We start from the raw sequence: 15,966 nt of genomic DNA on the forward strand, positions 1-15,966 counted from the left end.
CCGTCATGCCGGCCCGCCCCGGCCCGTCCCGGCCCGGCCGGAGTCTGGCGGGAGGCTAGCGCCCCACCGCCAGCCGGATCATGGACCAGGACACGGCCGGGAGCTCGGCGGTGAGGCGGCCGCCGTCGGCCTTCACCGTGACGTTTTCGGCCGGCAGGACCGACGTCGAGTCGTCGGCGGTTGCCTGCCAGTACGGATCCTTGTTCGCGTAGGTAAGCGCCTCCACCACCTGCACGCTGCCGAGGCCGGAGACCGCGGCATCCAAAGCAATCACGTCAGTGGCCGAGCGGTTGACGGCAAAGACAACCGCTTCGCCTTTTTCGGCGTCATAGGTTGCGACGGCGGACACCGCGGCAAAGCCGGCCGTCTTTCCCCCGCTGATCCGCGGGGATTCGACGGCGAGCTGCAGCACGGTTCCGGAAGCGTGGCGGGAGGTGAGTGCGAACGGGTGGAAGGTGGTCTGCTTCCAGGCGCGGCCGCCCGGTTCGGTCATGATCGGGGCGATCACGTTGACCAGCTGGGCCAGGCTGGCCGAGTGGACGCGGTCCGTGTTCCTGAGCAGGGTGACCAGTAGATCGCCAACGACGACGGCGTCCGCCACCGTGTAGGTGTCCTCGAGCAGGACGGGGGCAACAGGCCAGTCCTTGCCCGTGGGGACGCGGGACTCGTCGCGGCTCATGTGCCAGACGTTCCACTCATCGAAGGAGATGTTGACCTGCCTGGCGGACTTCTTCACGGACTTCACGTGGTCGATGTGGCTGACGATGTCATGGATAAACGCCTCCATCCGGTGCCCGGCGGAGAGGTGTTCCTGCAGGTCCCCGAAGTCTTCAAAGTATTGGTGGGCCGAGATGAGGTCCACCAGCTCGTAGGTTTCGGACAGGACCACGCGTTCCCACTCCCCGAAGGTGGGCATGGTGGGTCCGGAGCTGCCGCATGCCACAAGTTCCAGGTCCGGTTCGATCATGCGCATGCCGCGGGCGGTGTCCGCTGCCAGCCGCCCGTACTCCAGCGCGTTCTTGTGCCCGATCTGCCAGGGGCCGTCCATTTCATTGCCGAGGCACCACATCCTGATGCCGTAGCCGTCCTCCGCGCCGTTGGCCCTTCGCTGGTCCGAGAAGGTGGTGCCGCCGTCGATGTTGCAGTACTCGAGCAGGTCAAGCGCCTCCTGAGTGCCGCGGGTGCCCAGGTTCACGGCCATCATGGGCTCGACGCCGGCCTTGGCGGACCACTTGGCGAACTCGTCCACCCCTACGAGGTTGGGGTCGGTGGAGTGCCAGGCCAGGTCCAGCCGGACAGGCCGCTGGTCCGCCGGACCCACGCCGTCCTCCCAGCGGTACCCGGAGACGAAGTTGCCGCCGGGATAGCGGACCGTGGACACCCCCAGTTCCCGGGTCAGCTCCAGCACGTCCCGGCGGAACCCGTCGCCGTCGGCGTTGGGGTGGTCCGGCTCGAAAATGCCGGTGTACACACAACGGCCGAGGTGCTCAACAAAGGCACCGAAAGTACGCCGGCGGACCGGACCCACCACGAAGGAGGGATCCATGGTGATTTTGGCTGCGGCTGATTCTGTGGCGGTCACTAAAACGTCCTCGTCTTCGTCCTTTTACAACGTTATAGAAAGCATTGTTCGTGCTGCGGCGGCTGGAGTCAAGCACAGGCTGGTGGTGGAGGCGGAAATCCAAGTAGTACCTAATCTCAAAGTCGGGTACCTCTTACGCGTTCGCCGGGACCTGCGGCGGAACTACTTTCTTCTCAGAGACAAGACGTGTTCCGGCCTGTAGTACTTGGCTCACTAGGGGGTGTGAGACGGCAATGCACGCACAGCAGGCAAGCGCAGGCTTCCCGGTCCATCGGACGCGGGTATTAAGCGGGGCCGGCGACGAGGAGGCCTTTGAGACCAAGGCCTCTCCCCCAGCCGTCGCCGGCCCTCTTCGTTCCCGGCAGGGCCTGGACCGGCGGCAGGCGCCGGCGCGGCCCGTCCCTGGAAGGCCGGCGGAGTCCGGCACCCCGGATGGGCTGGTGCTTGACCTGGTGACCGGCACCCACAGCCTGATTGAATCCCTCGACCTGCTGGCGGCCGCGGCCGTCCGGTCAGTGGTGCGGGCCACGGGGATCCGGATCGAGTGCGGGGTGGTGGTGCGCCAGCCCAAGAGGAATCCAGCCGCCACCGGCACGTCGGACGACGTGGTACGTGTTTTGGAGTGGGAGCAGGAAGCCAAGGAAGGCCCGGTCAACGACATCCTGTCAGGCGGCCATCCCGTGGCGGTGCTCCAGCGGAACGGGGACTTCCGGTGGCCGCGGTATTCCACCCAGCTGCAGCTGGCCGGGTTCGGCAGCGCGATGGGGGTACGGCTCCGGATGGCACCCGGCTATGCGGACAGTGGGGCTGCGGACGGAACCGCTGATGGGGACATAGGTGCGGCCCTGGCATTCTTCACCCAGGACGCCAAGGCTTTCCCGCTGCAGGTCATCGCCGAAGCCCGCACCTTCGCCGGACTTGCCGCGCCCAGCCTGGGAGTGGCCATCAGCCTCCACTCCGCCAGGTCCATGGCCACCGACCTGCGCTCGGCGCTGGACAGCCGGACATCAATCAATGTCGCCTGTGGAGTGATCATGGCGCAGAACCGGTGCTCCTACCACGAGGCGTTTGCCATCCTCGCCAAGGCGTCCAGCCACCGGAACATCAAGCTGCGCCAGGTGGCGGAGGACATCCTCGAGCGGCTTCCCGAGGGTCCGCCCCGCGCCCACTTCGGCCACTAGCCGGAGCGGCAGGGGCGGCTCAGGTTTTGAGCGTGCCCCTGGCGATGCTGACGCTTGAATGGGCCGGATTGCCGTCCACGGGCTCGTCAGAGACGTCAACAATGGGGTACTCCGAGAGCTCCAGGCCGGCGGGCAGTTGGAAGGTCCCCGATTCGGAATTCATCACGCCCAGGCTCACCAGCCGTGAAAGGTCGGGGGCGATCAGCCAGACTTCCTGGTAGCCCTTCGCCTCGTCCTTGCTGAGCTGTACCTCCAAGGCACGGGAGCCGTCCGCCGCCTCCACCACCTTTGCCGAACCGGCGGCGGAGAACTGGGCAAGTGGTGCCAGGTCCGCCTCCGCAAGCGGCCGGGGCGCCTGGTTGAGCGACCACACAGCACCTGCGGTGACAAGCACGGCCGCCGCGGCAGCAGCCATCCAGGTTCCCGGGCGCTGCCACCAGGCTGCGCGCCGGGCCGGGCGGGTTCCGGCCCTGTCCTGCAGGGAAACAGGCTCCGCCGCGGCCTTGTGCCCGGCGCTGGCCAACGGATCTTCCTGCACAGACCCGGACAGGCCCAGTTCCCGATGGATCCCGGCCCACACGTGGGGGCCGGGGCGCTCGAGGCTGCCGGCATCCGGCGTGGTCTTTACCGCCTCCACCGCCCGGCGAAGCGCAGCAAAGTCTGCCGCGCACTCCGGGCAGACCCGCAGGTGCTCCCTGCCGCCGTCGTCCCAGTCGTCGTACAGGGCAAGGAGGCTCAACTCTTCCGGATCAAGATGCGGCATGGTTTACCTCCAATCTGTTTCTCAGGTGCGACAGGCTGCGGCGGATGTGGCTTTTGACGGTACCAAGGGGCAGGCCGAGTTTCCGCGAGATCTGCTCATGGGTCAGGTCATCGTAGAAGGCAAGCTTCATGATGGACCCCTGGGGTTCGCCAAGCCTGTCCAGTTCCCCGTCCAGGAGGATCCTGTCCGCCAGGAGTTCCGCGTCTTCAAGGCCGTTCCCGGCTTCGTCGGCCAGGCCGGCTCCCGCCACTGCGAGGGCTTTCCGCGTTTCCCGGGCCGATGCGGACAGGGTGTCCGAGATGACATTCCGGGTGATGCCCACAATCCACGCCGGAAGCCTCGCAACCTGCGGATTGAAGGTGCTCCGGGAGCGCCACACGCGGATGAAGACCTCCTGGGTAACATCGTCCGCCGCCGAGCGGTCCGGCAGCGAACGCAATGCAAGGGTGTGCACCAGCGGCGCGAATTCACGGTAGGCGGCCGCCAGGGCGCGTTCGTCTCCGGCCAGGAAGGAGGGTGTGAGCTCATCTTCCCAACCCCGCGAAGCCTGGTCGGGAGGTACCAAACGTGGCTCCTTCGCGGCATCGGTGGCGAGGTTCAAGGCAGCATCACCGCTCACTCAAGGACCGCGGTGACAATCACATTGTCGCTGTAGTCCATTCGTTCGTCCAGCCATTCGCCGCCGCAGGTGACAACCTTGAGTTCATGCGGGCCCGAGCGCCGGAACACGGAGCTTCCGTCGAACCTGTCCTTGGCCATCAGTTCCACCCCGACCACCCGGTAGTTCAGGACAGGGGCACCCTGCCGCCCCACCTGCACCAGGGTTCCTGCCGCCACCGTTTTCAGCTGCGAGAACGGTGCGGTGTCCGATTTCGTATCGATGTGCCCGGCAATGACGGCAGTACCGGCCGCTGCTCCCGGGGCCGGGCCGAACCGGTACCAGCCCGCCCGGTCGAAGGCGTCCGGGATTTCCATGGCCCCGCCCTCCGCAACTCCCACCGGAACTACGGGCATGTCGATGGAAGTCCCGGCCACCGTGAGCGAAACCGGGGAAGGCTCCGCGGCCGTTGATTCCGGAGTGGCGGGCCGCACCGGAATCTCCGGAACCGGCGCAGTCCCGGCGGCGGAGCTTTCCCGCTGGGCTGGACTCGTCGCGCCAGCCTGGCTGGCTGCCGGCGGGGAGGCTGGAGCCTGCTGGGCCGGTTGCGCCGCGCAGCCGGGAAGCAGCAGTGCGGCCGCGAACAGGAGTCCGGCGACAGAAAAAGCGGAAGGACGACGGCGGCACTCCCCTGCCGTCGTCGTGATTGCCTTAACCTGTCCGGCATTGGCCGGGCCGGCGCCTGCCTTGCCGGCTTGTTGTATCGGGTCCATCTGTCCGGCCTTTCTTGCGTCCGCGCCTGGGCGGGAACCTGCATCTGATGGGACAAGGGGACGGCCGCCCGGCTTTCACCGGGCGGCCGTCAGCGGGGTCTACTCCGCCCGGCGGGCGGCCACGGTGCGGGCTACGCCCAGGCCGCCGAGGAGCAGGGCCAGCGCTGCCGCGCCGAAACCGACCGCGAGTGCTGCCGGGCCAGTCGAGGCAACATCGCCGGAACCGTCACGGGCTCCAGGCACCGAGGCGGGAGCTGAGTGCAGGCCCTCGATGGTCTGGACGGCCAACTGGAGGTTCTTGTCCGCCAGGCTGCCCCAGGCGTACACGATGGTGTGCGTACCTTCAGCGATCGTGACGTCGGCCGGGCCGATGACAGGGGCGGTGGTTCCGGTGGCGGCGACTGCGGCCGAAACGGTGCCGGGGTCAAGCGTGAGGGTCTGTTCGTTCGGGTTGGCGAGGTTGGTAACTACGGCGGCACCGCCGGCGAGGACGTCCACGGCGGGAGCTGCGGCGGTGTGCCGGACGGTCAGTTTGCCTTTGCCGGCCTCGATCCGGGAAACGTTGTTGGTGAAGAGGTTGGCGGTGGGGTTGCCTGCTGCGTCGAGGTTGGCGACGGCGGTGTAGTTGCCGTTGGCGGCCAGGGTGACACTGACCGGGCCGATGACGGCCGCGGACGCGTCCGCGGCATCGGAGGCGGTGATGGCGAGTTCGTAGGCCCCTGGCGGCAGTGCCAGCGGGCCGGCAAGGCTGCCGGGAGTGAAGTCGTCCAGGGTCCGGTCTCCGTTGACCCAGACATCCACGGTCAAGCCCGGTACGCCGTGGAGGACGGACAGCTGCGCGTCCCCCTCCGCAGCGTGGGCCGGGCCGGCGAGAGCGATGGCCGCCGCGATTGCCGCCACACCGGCGCCTGCTGTAAAAATCCTGTTGCGCATGTCCTTCTCCTTGATCGGCCCGCTGCACGGGCGTTTTTGCTTACACCCCTACTACCGGCGCAGCATCAAGGTTGGATGCACTTGCATGGAAATTTGTTCAGGATTTTTCCGGTTGCGCGGGCGGTGCCGTGCTCGCCCGGAGGACCAGTTCCGGCGTGACCACAGTGGAGCTGACGTCGGCGCCGGCCTCGATCTCCTTGAGCATGATGTCCATGCAGCGCCGGCCCAGCTCCTCGAAGTCCTGCCGCACCGTGGTGAGCGGCGGGGTGAAGTACCCCGATTCCGGCTGGTCGTCGAACCCCACCACGGAGACGTCGTCGGGCACCCGGACCCCCGCTTCCGCGAAGGCGCGCAGCACGCCCAGGGCCATCTGGTCGTTGCCCACGAAGAGAGCCGTCGCGGTCCGGTCGGCCGCGAGCTTCCGGCCTGCCTCATACCCGCTGCCGGCACTCCAATCGCCCTGCACCAGGAGGTCGTCGGCCAGATCGGCAGCCCTGAGTGCCTCGCGCCAGCCTTCGGCGCGTTCTGAACCGTCCGTCCAGTCCTGCGGTCCGGCGATATGGCCGATCCGGCGGTGGCCCTGGCTGATCAGGTGCTCTACGGCGAGCTCGGCGCCGCGGCGCTGGTCCACCATGGCCCCGCTGACACTGCTGCTGCCAAGGGACCCCACCGCCACCACAGGCACGGGCAGGCGCATTTCTTCCAGGGCCAGCAGGGTGTCGGCGTGCGGCACCAGCACCGCAATTCCGTCAACGGCCTGGTCCATGAAGTGGTTGACGGCGTCGGAAATGGCATCCCTGCCTACCTCGCGGAGGGCTGCGATGCTGACAAAATAGCCGGCGTTCCGGGCGGCCTGTTCAACCCCCAGGAGTGTGTTGGCCGGACCGTATTGGGACAGCTCGCTGGCCAGGACGCCGATGGTCTGCGAGCGCCGGGTGACCAGGCTGCGGGCGGCGGTATTCCGGCGGTACCCCAGCTCGGCGATGGCGGCCTCCACCTTCGCGCGCGTCGATTCGCTGACATTGGGGTGGTTGTTGATCACCCGGGAGACTGTCTGGTGGGAAACCCCGGCCCTGTCCGCCACATCTTCAAGGCGCGGCATCCGCCCCTTGCTACTTTTTGCCATGTGCCTATTCTGCCTGCGTGCAGAGGATTGCGGCTTCCGCTCGGAGAAAAACACCCCAGGGGGTATAAGCTGGACGGAGGACCCGATCTATGGAGAAGTCCTTCTTTTCCCTCGCCCGATCACATTCACTGTCAAGCCCACCCAAGAAGAATCATGACGTACACGCTCAGCACCACCATCGCTCTTCCATGGGCCGAAGCCCTGGACCGCACCCGGGATGCCCTGTCAGCGCAGGGCTTCGGAGTACTCACGGAAATCGACGTCCGGTCCACCTTCGAAGCCAAGCTTGGCACCGAAGCCGCTGAGGCCGTCGGCGACTACGTCATCCTTGGCGCCTGCAACCCTGCGTTGGCCAGCCGGGCGCTTGCTGCAGAGCCGGAAATGGGCGCGCTCCTGCCCTGTAATGTCGTCGTACGCCGGAGCAAAGACGCGGGAGCCACCACTGTCGAGGCCATCGACCCCCAGACCATGGCCCGGCTTAGCGCTGCGCCGGCCGTCAAAGAGGTTGCCGACGACGCCGGTGCCCGGCTGCGCAAAGTCCTTGACGCCTTGAGCGACTGATCCGCCAGCCCCGGGCGCTGATGCTCTTATCCGGCATGAACTCAACGAAAAACCCCCGGTTCCCTGCAGGTGCAAGGAACCGGGGGTTTCCACTCTTCGCTAAAAGAGTGGGCCCTGTGGGGCTCGAACCCACGACCCACGGATTAGGCGGCGGCCTGTCGCGTTGTGGATCGTGCTGCCTTGTCGGGTGCGGAATCTAGGGGACTTTTCGGGGTCATCACTCTTTTGGTGATTCGTTAGAGATCATCGCGTCTTGTCGTTTTCGTTGGGTAAACGTTGGGTTGGGAAACCTAGCGCCGAGCCTCACTGTGCATGTCGATAGCCATGCTGCGGACCTCGGCAGCGGACAGACCGGTGACGCCACGGCGGCGAGCCTCCAACCGGATTTTGTCCTCCACCATGGCAACCGTGTCAGAGCGATCAATGCTGACGGTCAGCCCGTCAAGCTTGCTGACATTGTCCACAAAGTCGCTGAGGCCTTTGCTGAACTCATCGAACCCTGATATTCCGGCCATTGCTTTGATCCTCCCCCTAGAGCCAGCCTGATGCTGGTGATGTTGGCCAACCTACAGCACGCGGGGAAGGATGGCGCTCCGTTACTGATCCGCTCTCGGCTGCAGCGCACGGTATCTGTCTACGTCCGACCACGGGATCCGAAGTGGCGAGTTTCGGCGGGCCCGGCCGGCCTTGTAGGCATTCGGGAAGTCCCCCGATCTGGTCATGATTCGAACCGTCTCCGGGTGGAGGCTCAAATACTCCGCTACCTGCTTTACGGTGCCGTCACCCGTTCTGGCCACGTTGTTGCTCGTCATAATCCCAGAACTTACGGCAGAGGACAGGTTCAATCAGGCATTCCCTAGCTTTGGCCCGCGTCTCCAGACAACGCCCTAGGAGGATTGTCCAATAATCGCCAGGACGGCTCCTAAGAGCTGCAGCGAGGCGCCTAGGACAACCAGGGCAGCCACCCACCGCTGATCCTTGAGCAGCCGAGGCAAGACCTGGGAGCGCTGCGCACCGGGGTACAGCATCCCGTCATCCACATAACGCGGGCTGTCCGGGCTGAAGCCGATCAGCAGCCATCCAGACAGCCCGGATCGCGCCGCTAGCCTACACTCCGGTGTCATCCCGTGATGCTACGTTCAAGCAGACCAGCGGCACTCGTCCGCTCGCAGCACAACGATTGGGGAAAGCAATGAGCCACGACTATTCGACCGCCTGGGACGCACTGGCGCAGGCCATAGGCGCAGCCAAGGGCCAAAGCTCTGGAAGCATTACCGACGTCGACCACCTGACTGTGGACCAGAGACTAAAGGTTGCTGAGGTGGCAGCCTTGCTTTCCATCTCTCAGGAGCTCTCCGCCTTGAACCCGCAGAACACGAGTTCCCGCGACGACGACGGGAACACTGTCAACGGTTGGGGCATCGTCACGAAGAAGGCGCAGTCAACCCCGGGAAGACTCCACTCCTCCTAGACAGGGAAGAGGCCCCGTGGCCTTGGGGTCGCCGCGGAGCCTCTCTGTGACGCCCTCCCAATCGGGGGGATGGGAAACCGCCTCGACCAAATTACTGGCTAGTACCAGCAACGGCAACCTTCATTTTCGCAGGCTCAGCATGCATCCGTGCAGATTTTGTGCAGCGAAGACACTTCTTGTTGGGGAACTTAACCGGTCGAAACTAGCCCCTATGCGGGGGTTTTGAAGACGGCGGCGCGGCCGATGTCCACGGTGCCTCCGGTGGCCGTGACGGATTGGAGGTAGGTGGCTGCGGCTTGGATGGTCGCGCCTTCCACCATCAGCGTGTAGGTGCCGTCCTTGACCGGGCCGGAGCCCTGCTGCCAGGTGCCTTGCAATGCCAGGTGCTGGCTGTTGGGGTGGTAGGCGCCGCCGTTGAACTGCGAGACGCCCACAAGGCCCGTAGTGCGGACCTCGATGGCGGCAGTGATCACGTCACCGGGTTTCCGGCCGGCTGCTCCGGTCAGATCCCACAGGACCCCGCCAGAGGCAATGATGTTGGCCGTGTTGGTCGCGCCAATGGTGAGGCGCGTCCATTCGCCGGGCAGGCCATCCGTGCGTGCCACCTTGGACACTGCGGCGTTTACCGTGCCAGTACCGGCAGAGAAGCCCCACTGACGGCCGGGCGTGCCGGTGATGCCGTTGGCCACGGTGCCATCCGTGTAGACGTTGCGGGCGTTCCGCATGTAGTTGAGCGGGTCCAGGTTGTTGGACGAGAACACATCCACAGCGGGGAAGAGCGGGCGCAGTGCGTCCGCGATGACCTTGCCCATGTTCTGAGCACCAATTGCGTTGGGGTGGGTGCCATCATCTATGACGCGGTGTTCCCGGGATCGACGGGCATGCTGCGGGATCCGTCCGCCGTGAGTAAGCAGTGGCGGCGCGTGCGTACCAAGCTCAAGCTGGACTGGGTCACCTCTCACACCTTCCGGAAGACCTTGGCCACGCTCATCGATGATCAGGGGCTCTCTGCCCGCATCGGCGCGGACCAGTTGGGGCATGCCCAGATTTCCATGACGCAGGACAAGTACATGGGCCGGAAGGTGGTCCATCCCGAGGTTGCCGATGTGCTCGACGGCACAATTCAGTAGGGCATTACCATTACCACTTGCGGAGAGGCTGGCCTCGATCAATTGCCGGCCCGTCAGGAGGCTCGACGGTATAGCCGAGGTCTCTCAGAACCCAAGCGGCGTCTTCGGGAGCGTCACGTACGGCGGACTTCAGTTGCATTCGCCGCCACGACTCCCTTCCGGCTTCTATAACTTCCTGCCAACCAGGCAGGGCATCTACACCGCAGTCATGCACGAGGAACTGAATAACGTCCTCCATGCATGGCCGGAAGCGCTCACCGCCCAATGGAAAGTGCAAGGAACTGAAATCGTGGGGCTTGGCCACCCTTGACGAGTCCCGCAGATGGGCGCGCCCCAGAAGGAAGCTCATGGCTCCTCGCTCCGCGTGAACCTGCCAGTGCGCTATGGGTGCCGACCGCATGGCCGCGTCGTACTCCAGCCGGACCAGTGGAGTCTTGTCTATTTTCGACCAAACAGTGATCTTGGAACCCGTGGTCTTGAGGAACTGACCCGAACGATCCAATTGCTGGTCCATCGAGAAACCGAGATACCCCACAACTTTGGAATCGACCAAGAGGGGCATTTTTTCACCCTGCAGCTTGACGACGAATTTATTGCCGGCGGGAGATTGCACAGACACAACGAGACGGCTCCCGGGAAGGGAGCCGTCCAGTGTGCTTTGTATAGAGGTTGCAAAGGCCGCAGAGCGCTCTGCTAGGGAACTATTAGTCATGCGGCCAAGCGGGGGCCTCGTCCAAGAGGAAGTAGATCTCCTCCAGTCGGTCCCGCGCTTCCCACTCCTCGCCGCTCAACGTGTTGGTTGCTACGGTTTCCGCAAACTCTTCAATGGTCACTCCCAGCTTGGCCAGGATCCGTTCGCGTTGGGCTTCCAGGGCTTCCCTGGTTACAGCAATCGTTGGTGCCATGAGTATCGCCTCCTTTGCCTTTCACTGATAGTAGACCAGACGGCTCAGACAATTAACGGCCACCGCGCAATAGGGGCCGAGATGAAAACGTTGGGTTTCCGTTGGGTCGGGTACTTAAAACAGAAGCAGGCCAGAGTCTAAATGCCTCTGACCTGCGCCGCGGGTGGGCCCTGTGGGGCTCGAACCCACGACCCACGGATTAAAAGTCCGATGCTCTACCAACTGAGCTAAAGGCCCCCGCCGAATGGTTCAGCGCCGTCGGCGCTGGCCACTACGGCCTAGTCCATTTCTGGACGTTAATACTCTAACCCATGGTTCCGGCGCGTTCGCACGACGCTGCCAAACCGCTGTCGGCCCGGAATCACGCGACGGCCGGGGAGCACGGATGCTCGATTTCCGCCTTGGCACAGGAGTAGCGTGGGGGCATGAGTGAGCAAGCAGGATCCAGTCCTTACGGCGGCGCGAACCGGCACCATAAGCCCAAGCCCTTCGCTCCCATCGACTTCGAGCCCTTTGCCGGGGGCGCGGATCCCGCGCGGGTCTCGGAGGCGGCCCACCTCGCGGCCCAGGCCTTGGTCCGCCACGGCCGCGACAGTGACGATCCCGTGGTCACTGAGCGCCTGGTGAAGCTCGCCGACGAGCAGGGGCTGGAAGCCATCGCGGAAATGTGGGCCGAAAGTCCCGCGCGTTCGCTTCCCGGCGCGTTGTGGCGCCTCTACGCCCTGCGTGCTGCGACGGTCCAGGACCCGGAGCGCATCTCGGTGTATTTCCGGGCCGGAAAAGACACTGCCCAGGTGTCCAACGTGGTGGCCGGAGCGGCCGAGCCTCCGGGCGCCGATGAGATGCGGGCCATGGCGGATGCCATCCTCTCCGGCGCGTTCGACGGCGAGTTCGACGTCGCGCTGGAACGTTCCGCAGCCTTTTGCCGGGTTGTGGCACTCGGCCAGGCAACCATCGCCGACGGCGCCGAGCACGGCAACGAAGCGCACGCCAGCAAGCTCACCCGAAACTCGCACCAGCTGGTGAAGACCGCTGAGGACCTGGAACATGCCGCGAACGCGTGGCGGCTGGGCGAACTCGACTGAGACCGCCCTGCCTGCCCCGCCCTTGCCCAATCTGTCAAGATTGACTTGCGCCAGCCAAAGTAGAAAACTGAAATCGGTGCCGAGCCGCGAAACCCCCGGGCTTCAACAATTAGCCGCCTAGAGCGGCCTACCGCCGAGAGGCGTATCCGGTTCGGCACCATTTTTCTGCCACTTTTCCTGCCCGTCTTCCCAGACATTCCGGACCTGTTTCCAAGCACCAAGTTACGGGCCGGTAGAGTTGGCTCAGTTGCGCGCCGGAGTCAAGTCACACGGCAGCAACACCCCGCCCGTACTTTTCCCCGGAGACCGGTAAACACGTGAAGCTGCGCCTTTTCCCCCAGGAGCCCGCCGGGCTGGACCTCCTTTCGCAGTTGGCCCAGCAGATTGTGCTGGCTGCCGCCACCCTGGCCGAAATTCTTGGCGTCCCTGCTGCTGAACACGGCAAGCTGGTGGAGGACATGCACAACCACGAGGCGAAGTCCGCGGAGCTGCACTTCGCCCTCCTGACGCATATGCGCTCCAGTTTCGTGAACCCGCTGCCCCGCGAGGACATGTACGCGCTCTCCCGCTACCTCAACGAGGCGATGGAGAAGATGGACGCGGCGGCAGAGCTGGTGGCCCTGTACAAGCTGGAGCGGCTGCCCAAGCGGGCCGCCGACCAGCTGGAGATCATCAGCCGGCAGGCCGAACTGACCGTGGATGCAATGCGCCGGCTCAATAACCTCGATGACCTCGAGGACTACTGGATCGAAATCCTCCGCCTCACCAAGCGCGCCGAACGCACCCACCGCGTATGGGTGGCGGACATGATCGCGGACATGAAATGGGCGCAGTATTCCCGCAACCGGGACATCGCCAACCAGCTGGTGGAAGTCACCAAGGACATGCGGCGGATCGCCACCCAGGTGGGCAGCCTCATCGTCAAGGAATCCTGAGGTGACGCCGGTCATTTTCGGCTTGGTGGTCCTGCTGTGCGCGGCGTTCGCCTTCCTCAACGGCTTCCGCGATGCCTCCACCTCCGTGGCGCTTGCCGTCCGCACCAGGGCCCTCACCCCCAGCGTCGCGGTCCTGCTGGCGGCCTTCTTCAACTTCATTGGCGCCCTGCTGAGCGCCGGGCTGGCTGTGGCCATCAGCCGGGCCTGGATCAGCCTTCCTCCGGGTCCGCAGGGCCTCAGCATCCTGGTGGCCGGCCTGGCAAGCGCGTGCGCATGGGGGATCTTGCTGTGGTGGCGGGGCATTCCCGCCTCATCCACCCACGCCTTGGTGGGCGGCCTTGCCGGCGCCGGCCTGGCCAGCCTGGCGGTGGGCGGCACCGGCGTCGGAGGGGTGGATCAGTCCCTGCTCTTCCAGGTTGTGCTTCCACTGGTGCTGTCCCCGCTCGTCGCCTACAGCGGCGCCTTCATGCTGGTGTATCCGGCCACCTGGGCGGCCCGCTACACCCAGCCCAATGTGGTCAACCACCGCTTCCGCCGAAGCCAGGCAGTGGCGGCCGGGGCCGTGGCTTTTGGGCACGGCATACAGGACGGGCAGCGCGTCAGCGCCGTGCTGCTGCTGGCGCTGTTGGCCGCAGGGTATTCCGACGGCGGCTCGTTGCCCCTGTGGGTGATGTTGCTGACAGCGGTGATGATTGCCGCCGGGACCATGTTCGGCGGCTGGCGGATCTCGCACACGATCGGGTACAAGATCACCCGGGTGGATCCGCTGCGCGGGTCCGTTGCCCAGACTCTCAGCGCCGTGATGCTTTTTGTGGGTTCCATTGCGCTCCATTGGCCGTTGTCCACCACGCACACGGTGACTTCGGCAGTCCTCGGGGCGGGAGAGAACCAGCACTTTTCCGTGACCAACCGGAAGCTGGTGATCCGGATCGTGGGTCTCTGGGTCCTCACCCCCGCCGCCACGGCCGCACTGGCATTCGTGCTGGCTTTGGCGCTCACCCCGGTGGCTGGTTGAACCTGGCAGTGCCATGCCTTCATGCGGGGGCTTCATTGCCCTATACAGGCTGATCACGGTGACGTAGATTCGAAAGTAGGTTCTGGAATCCCGTACTTTCGCTTTCCCGGGCCGGACATCCGCCGCCGGGTGCAGGGCCGCGGACTGGGCTGCTGCAGCATATCGGCGGCATGGATGCACCTCGCGGAAAAGAGCAGGCATCATGTCTACTTCGAGGCCCCGGCATTCCCTGCCCCAGCCGCGGCAGCTTCGCTGCGAAACCTGCGGGACCGAACATCAATTGACCATCCACGCCATCAGTGCGATGGGGGCAGCCAACGGGGACCTGGTCACCGTTGGATACACCTGCAACGACTGCGGGCTGTTCCAGGAGCACCTCGCCTATGCACGGGATGTGGCGGCGGCGTTGCACCAGGTGCGCCGGATGGCCCAGGTCATCCTGTTCGGCGACGAGTACATCCACTGCGGGTTTCCCATGGAGGAAGCCGAGTTCGAGATCGAACGGCTTTGCTACCGCAGCAGCGACAGCGGAGGGGGACTCAACGCGGTTTCGCTGCCCACGAGGGTCCTGCGCTGCCGGTGCGGCTTCCAGCTTGAAGTGCCGGAGTAGGCTAAAATCCCGTGGGCCAGGCTGGCGGGGCGTCCAGCAGGGCCGCTTCCAGTTCCTGGGACGTCATGTTGGCCGCCTGGAGGAGCGCGCCGTGGTCCACCCCGGAACTGGCTGCCTGCTGGACGGCTTCCCTGAGGGACTCGTGGGCGGCGTCGAGTTCCCACTGGATGCTCTCCAGGTAGGAACTGGTGCGCCAGACCGCAGAGAGGTGCTCCCCATCGGCAAAGGTTCCAGGCCCGTTGGGATGATGGCCCCTGAGGCCGTTTGCCGTCTGCGTCAAGGAAAGCTCCTATTTCTTCTAGTTACTAGCTCCCGAAGTATCTAGTCCAGCGTACTAAATTCCCCAAGTCCCCGCCAGCAGTTCCTTGGCGTCCTCCCGGGCAGCCGACAGCCCGAGCAGGAAGGGTTCCTCCTCGGGCTGTGGAGCGCCTGGACAAAAAGACGGCGGGTTATCCGAAGCGGCCGGAGACGTAGTCCTCGGTGGCCTTCTGGGTGGGGTTGCTGAAGATGGTGTGCGTGTCTCCCACCTCGATCAGCTTGCCTGGCTTGCCGGTGCCTGCGATGTTGAAGAAAGCGGTGCGGTCCGAGACGCGGGCTGCCTGCTGCATGTTGTGCGTCACGATCACCACCGTGTACTGGTCCTTGAGCTCATTGATGAGGTCCTCGATGGCCAGGGTGGAGATGGGGTCCAGCGCGGAACACGGCTCGTCCATGAGGATCACCTGCGGCTCCACGGCAATGGCACGGGCAATGCAGAGGCGCTGCTGCTGTCCGCCGGAAAGGCCTGAGCCTGGCTTCTCCAGGCGGTCCTTGACCTCGTTCCACAGGTTGGCGCCCTTCAGCGAGCGTTCCACCAGGACGTCGGCCTCACCCTTGGAGATCTTCTTGTTGTTAAGCTTCACCCCTGCCAGCACGTTGTCCCGGATGGACATGGTGGGGAACGGGTTGGGCCGCTGGAACACCATGCCGATCTGCGAGCGGACGGTCACGGGGTCCACGCCCGGGCCGTACAGGTTGTCGCCGTCGAGCAGGACCTCGCCCTCGACGCGCGCCCCCGGGAGGACCTCGTGCATGCGGTTCAGGGTGCGCAGGAAGGTGGACTTTCCGCAGCCCGAGGGTCCGATGAACGCGGTAACGGACTTGGCCTCGATGTTGATGGTGACGTCCTCTACGGCGAGGAAATCGCCGTAGTACACGTTCAGGTCCTTGACGTCGATGCGCTTAGACATGGTGTTCCTTCACTAACTGGTATGAATTGAAGTCTAGGTTCCGGCGGATAGGACCGGAAGGGACGCTGG

21 protein-coding genes and 1 tRNA gene are annotated in these 15,966 nt (G+C 65.0%); 8 read left to right on the plus strand and 14 right to left on the minus strand.

All coding sequences use genetic code 11. The features are described from left to right. Window positions 1-55: 55 nt before the first annotated feature. Window positions 56-1,582: an alpha-N-arabinofuranosidase gene (locus tag ACQ3DC_RS13620; RefSeq protein WP_430752478.1), complete on the minus strand. Its 1,527-nt coding sequence runs from the start codon at window positions 1,580-1,582 to the stop codon at window positions 56-58. A gap of 233 nt (window positions 1,583-1,815) precedes the next feature. On the opposite strand from ACQ3DC_RS13620, the gene ACQ3DC_RS13625 reads away from it, so the two are divergent. Beyond that, window positions 1,816-2,763 (plus strand): ANTAR domain-containing protein, encoded by a 948-nt coding sequence (locus ACQ3DC_RS13625; protein ID WP_430752479.1) that lies wholly within the window; start codon window positions 1,816-1,818, stop codon window positions 2,761-2,763. A gap of 19 nt (window positions 2,764-2,782) precedes the next feature. Here the strand turns inward: ACQ3DC_RS13625 and ACQ3DC_RS13630 are convergent, their stop codons facing one another. From ACQ3DC_RS13630 to ACQ3DC_RS13650, 5 genes are all read right to left on the minus strand, one after another. Continuing rightward, on the minus strand, window positions 2,783-3,526 hold the full coding sequence (locus tag ACQ3DC_RS13630; protein WP_321215103.1) for an anti-sigma factor: 744 nt from the start codon (window positions 3,524-3,526) through the stop codon (window positions 2,783-2,785). Then, the gene (locus ACQ3DC_RS13635) at window positions 3,513-4,091 is read right to left on the minus strand and encodes an RNA polymerase sigma factor (protein WP_321215102.1); all 579 of its coding nucleotides are present in this window, start codon (window positions 4,089-4,091) and stop codon (window positions 3,513-3,515) included. Before ACQ3DC_RS13635 ends, ACQ3DC_RS13630 begins: the two co-directional genes overlap by 14 nt. Before the next feature lie 50 nt (window positions 4,092-4,141). Beyond that, window positions 4,142-4,897, minus strand: a complete 756-nt coding sequence (locus tag ACQ3DC_RS13640) for a class F sortase (RefSeq protein ID WP_430752480.1) — start codon at window positions 4,895-4,897, stop codon at window positions 4,142-4,144. A 99-nt stretch (window positions 4,898-4,996) separates the two neighbouring features. Further along, complete coding sequence (locus tag ACQ3DC_RS13645) at window positions 4,997-5,830, minus strand: DUF4397 domain-containing protein (RefSeq protein ID WP_430752481.1); 834 nt, start codon at window positions 5,828-5,830, stop codon at window positions 4,997-4,999. A 97-nt stretch (window positions 5,831-5,927) separates the two neighbouring features. Beyond that, window positions 5,928-6,956, minus strand: coding sequence for a LacI family DNA-binding transcriptional regulator (locus tag ACQ3DC_RS13650; protein ID WP_421092887.1), 1,029 nt, complete (start codon window positions 6,954-6,956; stop codon window positions 5,928-5,930). Window positions 6,957-7,109: 153 nt separating this feature from the next. On the opposite strand from ACQ3DC_RS13650, the gene ACQ3DC_RS13655 reads away from it, so the two are divergent. After that, complete coding sequence (locus ACQ3DC_RS13655) at window positions 7,110-7,517, plus strand: DUF302 domain-containing protein (protein WP_321215098.1); 408 nt, start codon at window positions 7,110-7,112, stop codon at window positions 7,515-7,517. A gap of 290 nt (window positions 7,518-7,807) precedes the next feature. Here ACQ3DC_RS13655 and ACQ3DC_RS13660 read toward each other — a convergent pair whose 3' ends face one another. Next, entirely contained in the window at window positions 7,808-8,032 is a 225-nt protein-coding gene (locus ACQ3DC_RS13660; RefSeq protein ID WP_430752482.1) for a hypothetical protein, read from the minus strand. Window positions 8,033-8,113: 81 nt separating this feature from the next. Then, window positions 8,114-8,329, minus strand: coding sequence for a helix-turn-helix domain-containing protein (locus ACQ3DC_RS13665; protein ID WP_430752483.1), 216 nt, complete (start codon window positions 8,327-8,329; stop codon window positions 8,114-8,116). A gap of 380 nt (window positions 8,330-8,709) precedes the next feature. Between ACQ3DC_RS13665 and ACQ3DC_RS13670 the strand changes: the two genes are divergently transcribed. Further along, window positions 8,710-8,988, plus strand: a complete 279-nt coding sequence (locus ACQ3DC_RS13670) for a hypothetical protein (protein WP_430752484.1) — start codon at window positions 8,710-8,712, stop codon at window positions 8,986-8,988. 209 nt (window positions 8,989-9,197) lie between these two features. Here ACQ3DC_RS13670 and ACQ3DC_RS13675 read toward each other — a convergent pair whose 3' ends face one another. Beyond that, the gene (locus ACQ3DC_RS13675) at window positions 9,198-9,800 is read right to left on the minus strand and encodes a hypothetical protein (RefSeq protein WP_430752485.1); all 603 of its coding nucleotides are present in this window, start codon (window positions 9,798-9,800) and stop codon (window positions 9,198-9,200) included. A 24-nt stretch (window positions 9,801-9,824) separates the two neighbouring features. On the opposite strand from ACQ3DC_RS13675, the gene ACQ3DC_RS13680 reads away from it, so the two are divergent. Further along, window positions 9,825-10,118 (plus strand): tyrosine-type recombinase/integrase, encoded by a 294-nt coding sequence (locus tag ACQ3DC_RS13680; protein WP_430752486.1) that lies wholly within the window; start codon window positions 9,825-9,827, stop codon window positions 10,116-10,118. A 10-nt stretch (window positions 10,119-10,128) separates the two neighbouring features. Here the strand turns inward: ACQ3DC_RS13680 and ACQ3DC_RS13685 are convergent, their stop codons facing one another. From ACQ3DC_RS13685 to ACQ3DC_RS13695, 3 genes are all read right to left on the minus strand, one after another. Beyond that, the gene (locus ACQ3DC_RS13685) at window positions 10,129-10,731 is read right to left on the minus strand and encodes a hypothetical protein (protein ID WP_430752487.1); all 603 of its coding nucleotides are present in this window, start codon (window positions 10,729-10,731) and stop codon (window positions 10,129-10,131) included. A 91-nt stretch (window positions 10,732-10,822) separates the two neighbouring features. Further along, window positions 10,823-11,023, minus strand: coding sequence for a hypothetical protein (locus ACQ3DC_RS13690; protein ID WP_430752488.1), 201 nt, complete (start codon window positions 11,021-11,023; stop codon window positions 10,823-10,825). A gap of 164 nt (window positions 11,024-11,187) precedes the next feature. After that, a tRNA-Lys gene (locus ACQ3DC_RS13695) sits at window positions 11,188-11,260 on the minus strand. A 188-nt stretch (window positions 11,261-11,448) separates the two neighbouring features. Here ACQ3DC_RS13695 and ACQ3DC_RS13700 point away from each other — a divergent pair. From ACQ3DC_RS13700 to ACQ3DC_RS13715, 4 genes are all read left to right on the plus strand, one after another. Then, a complete protein-coding gene (locus ACQ3DC_RS13700; RefSeq protein WP_157239667.1) occupies window positions 11,449-12,108 on the plus strand; it encodes a hypothetical protein in 660 nt (219 codons plus the stop codon). 317 nt (window positions 12,109-12,425) lie between these two features. After that, window positions 12,426-13,043, plus strand: a complete 618-nt coding sequence (locus ACQ3DC_RS13705) for a DUF47 domain-containing protein (RefSeq protein WP_321215097.1) — start codon at window positions 12,426-12,428, stop codon at window positions 13,041-13,043. Window position 13,044: 1 nt separating this feature from the next. Continuing rightward, entirely contained in the window at window positions 13,045-14,058 is a 1,014-nt protein-coding gene (locus ACQ3DC_RS13710; protein WP_430752489.1) for an inorganic phosphate transporter, read from the plus strand. Window positions 14,059-14,260: 202 nt separating this feature from the next. Next, the gene (locus ACQ3DC_RS13715) at window positions 14,261-14,668 is read left to right on the plus strand and encodes a hypothetical protein (RefSeq protein WP_157239668.1); all 408 of its coding nucleotides are present in this window, start codon (window positions 14,261-14,263) and stop codon (window positions 14,666-14,668) included. A 1-nt stretch (window position 14,669) separates the two neighbouring features. On the opposite strand, the gene ACQ3DC_RS13720 is transcribed toward ACQ3DC_RS13715, so the two are convergent. Further along, window positions 14,670-14,948: a hypothetical protein gene (locus ACQ3DC_RS13720; RefSeq protein ID WP_421092884.1), complete on the minus strand. Its 279-nt coding sequence runs from the start codon at window positions 14,946-14,948 to the stop codon at window positions 14,670-14,672. 169 nt (window positions 14,949-15,117) lie between these two features. Next, window positions 15,118-15,897, minus strand: a complete 780-nt coding sequence (gene pstB / locus ACQ3DC_RS13725; protein WP_009357830.1) for a phosphate ABC transporter ATP-binding protein PstB — start codon at window positions 15,895-15,897, stop codon at window positions 15,118-15,120. Window positions 15,898-15,966 lie beyond the last annotated feature (69 nt).

Source organism: Paenarthrobacter sp. NEAU-H11 (assembly GCF_050573415.1).
Classification (GTDB): Bacteria; Actinomycetota; Actinomycetes; order Actinomycetales; family Micrococcaceae; genus Arthrobacter.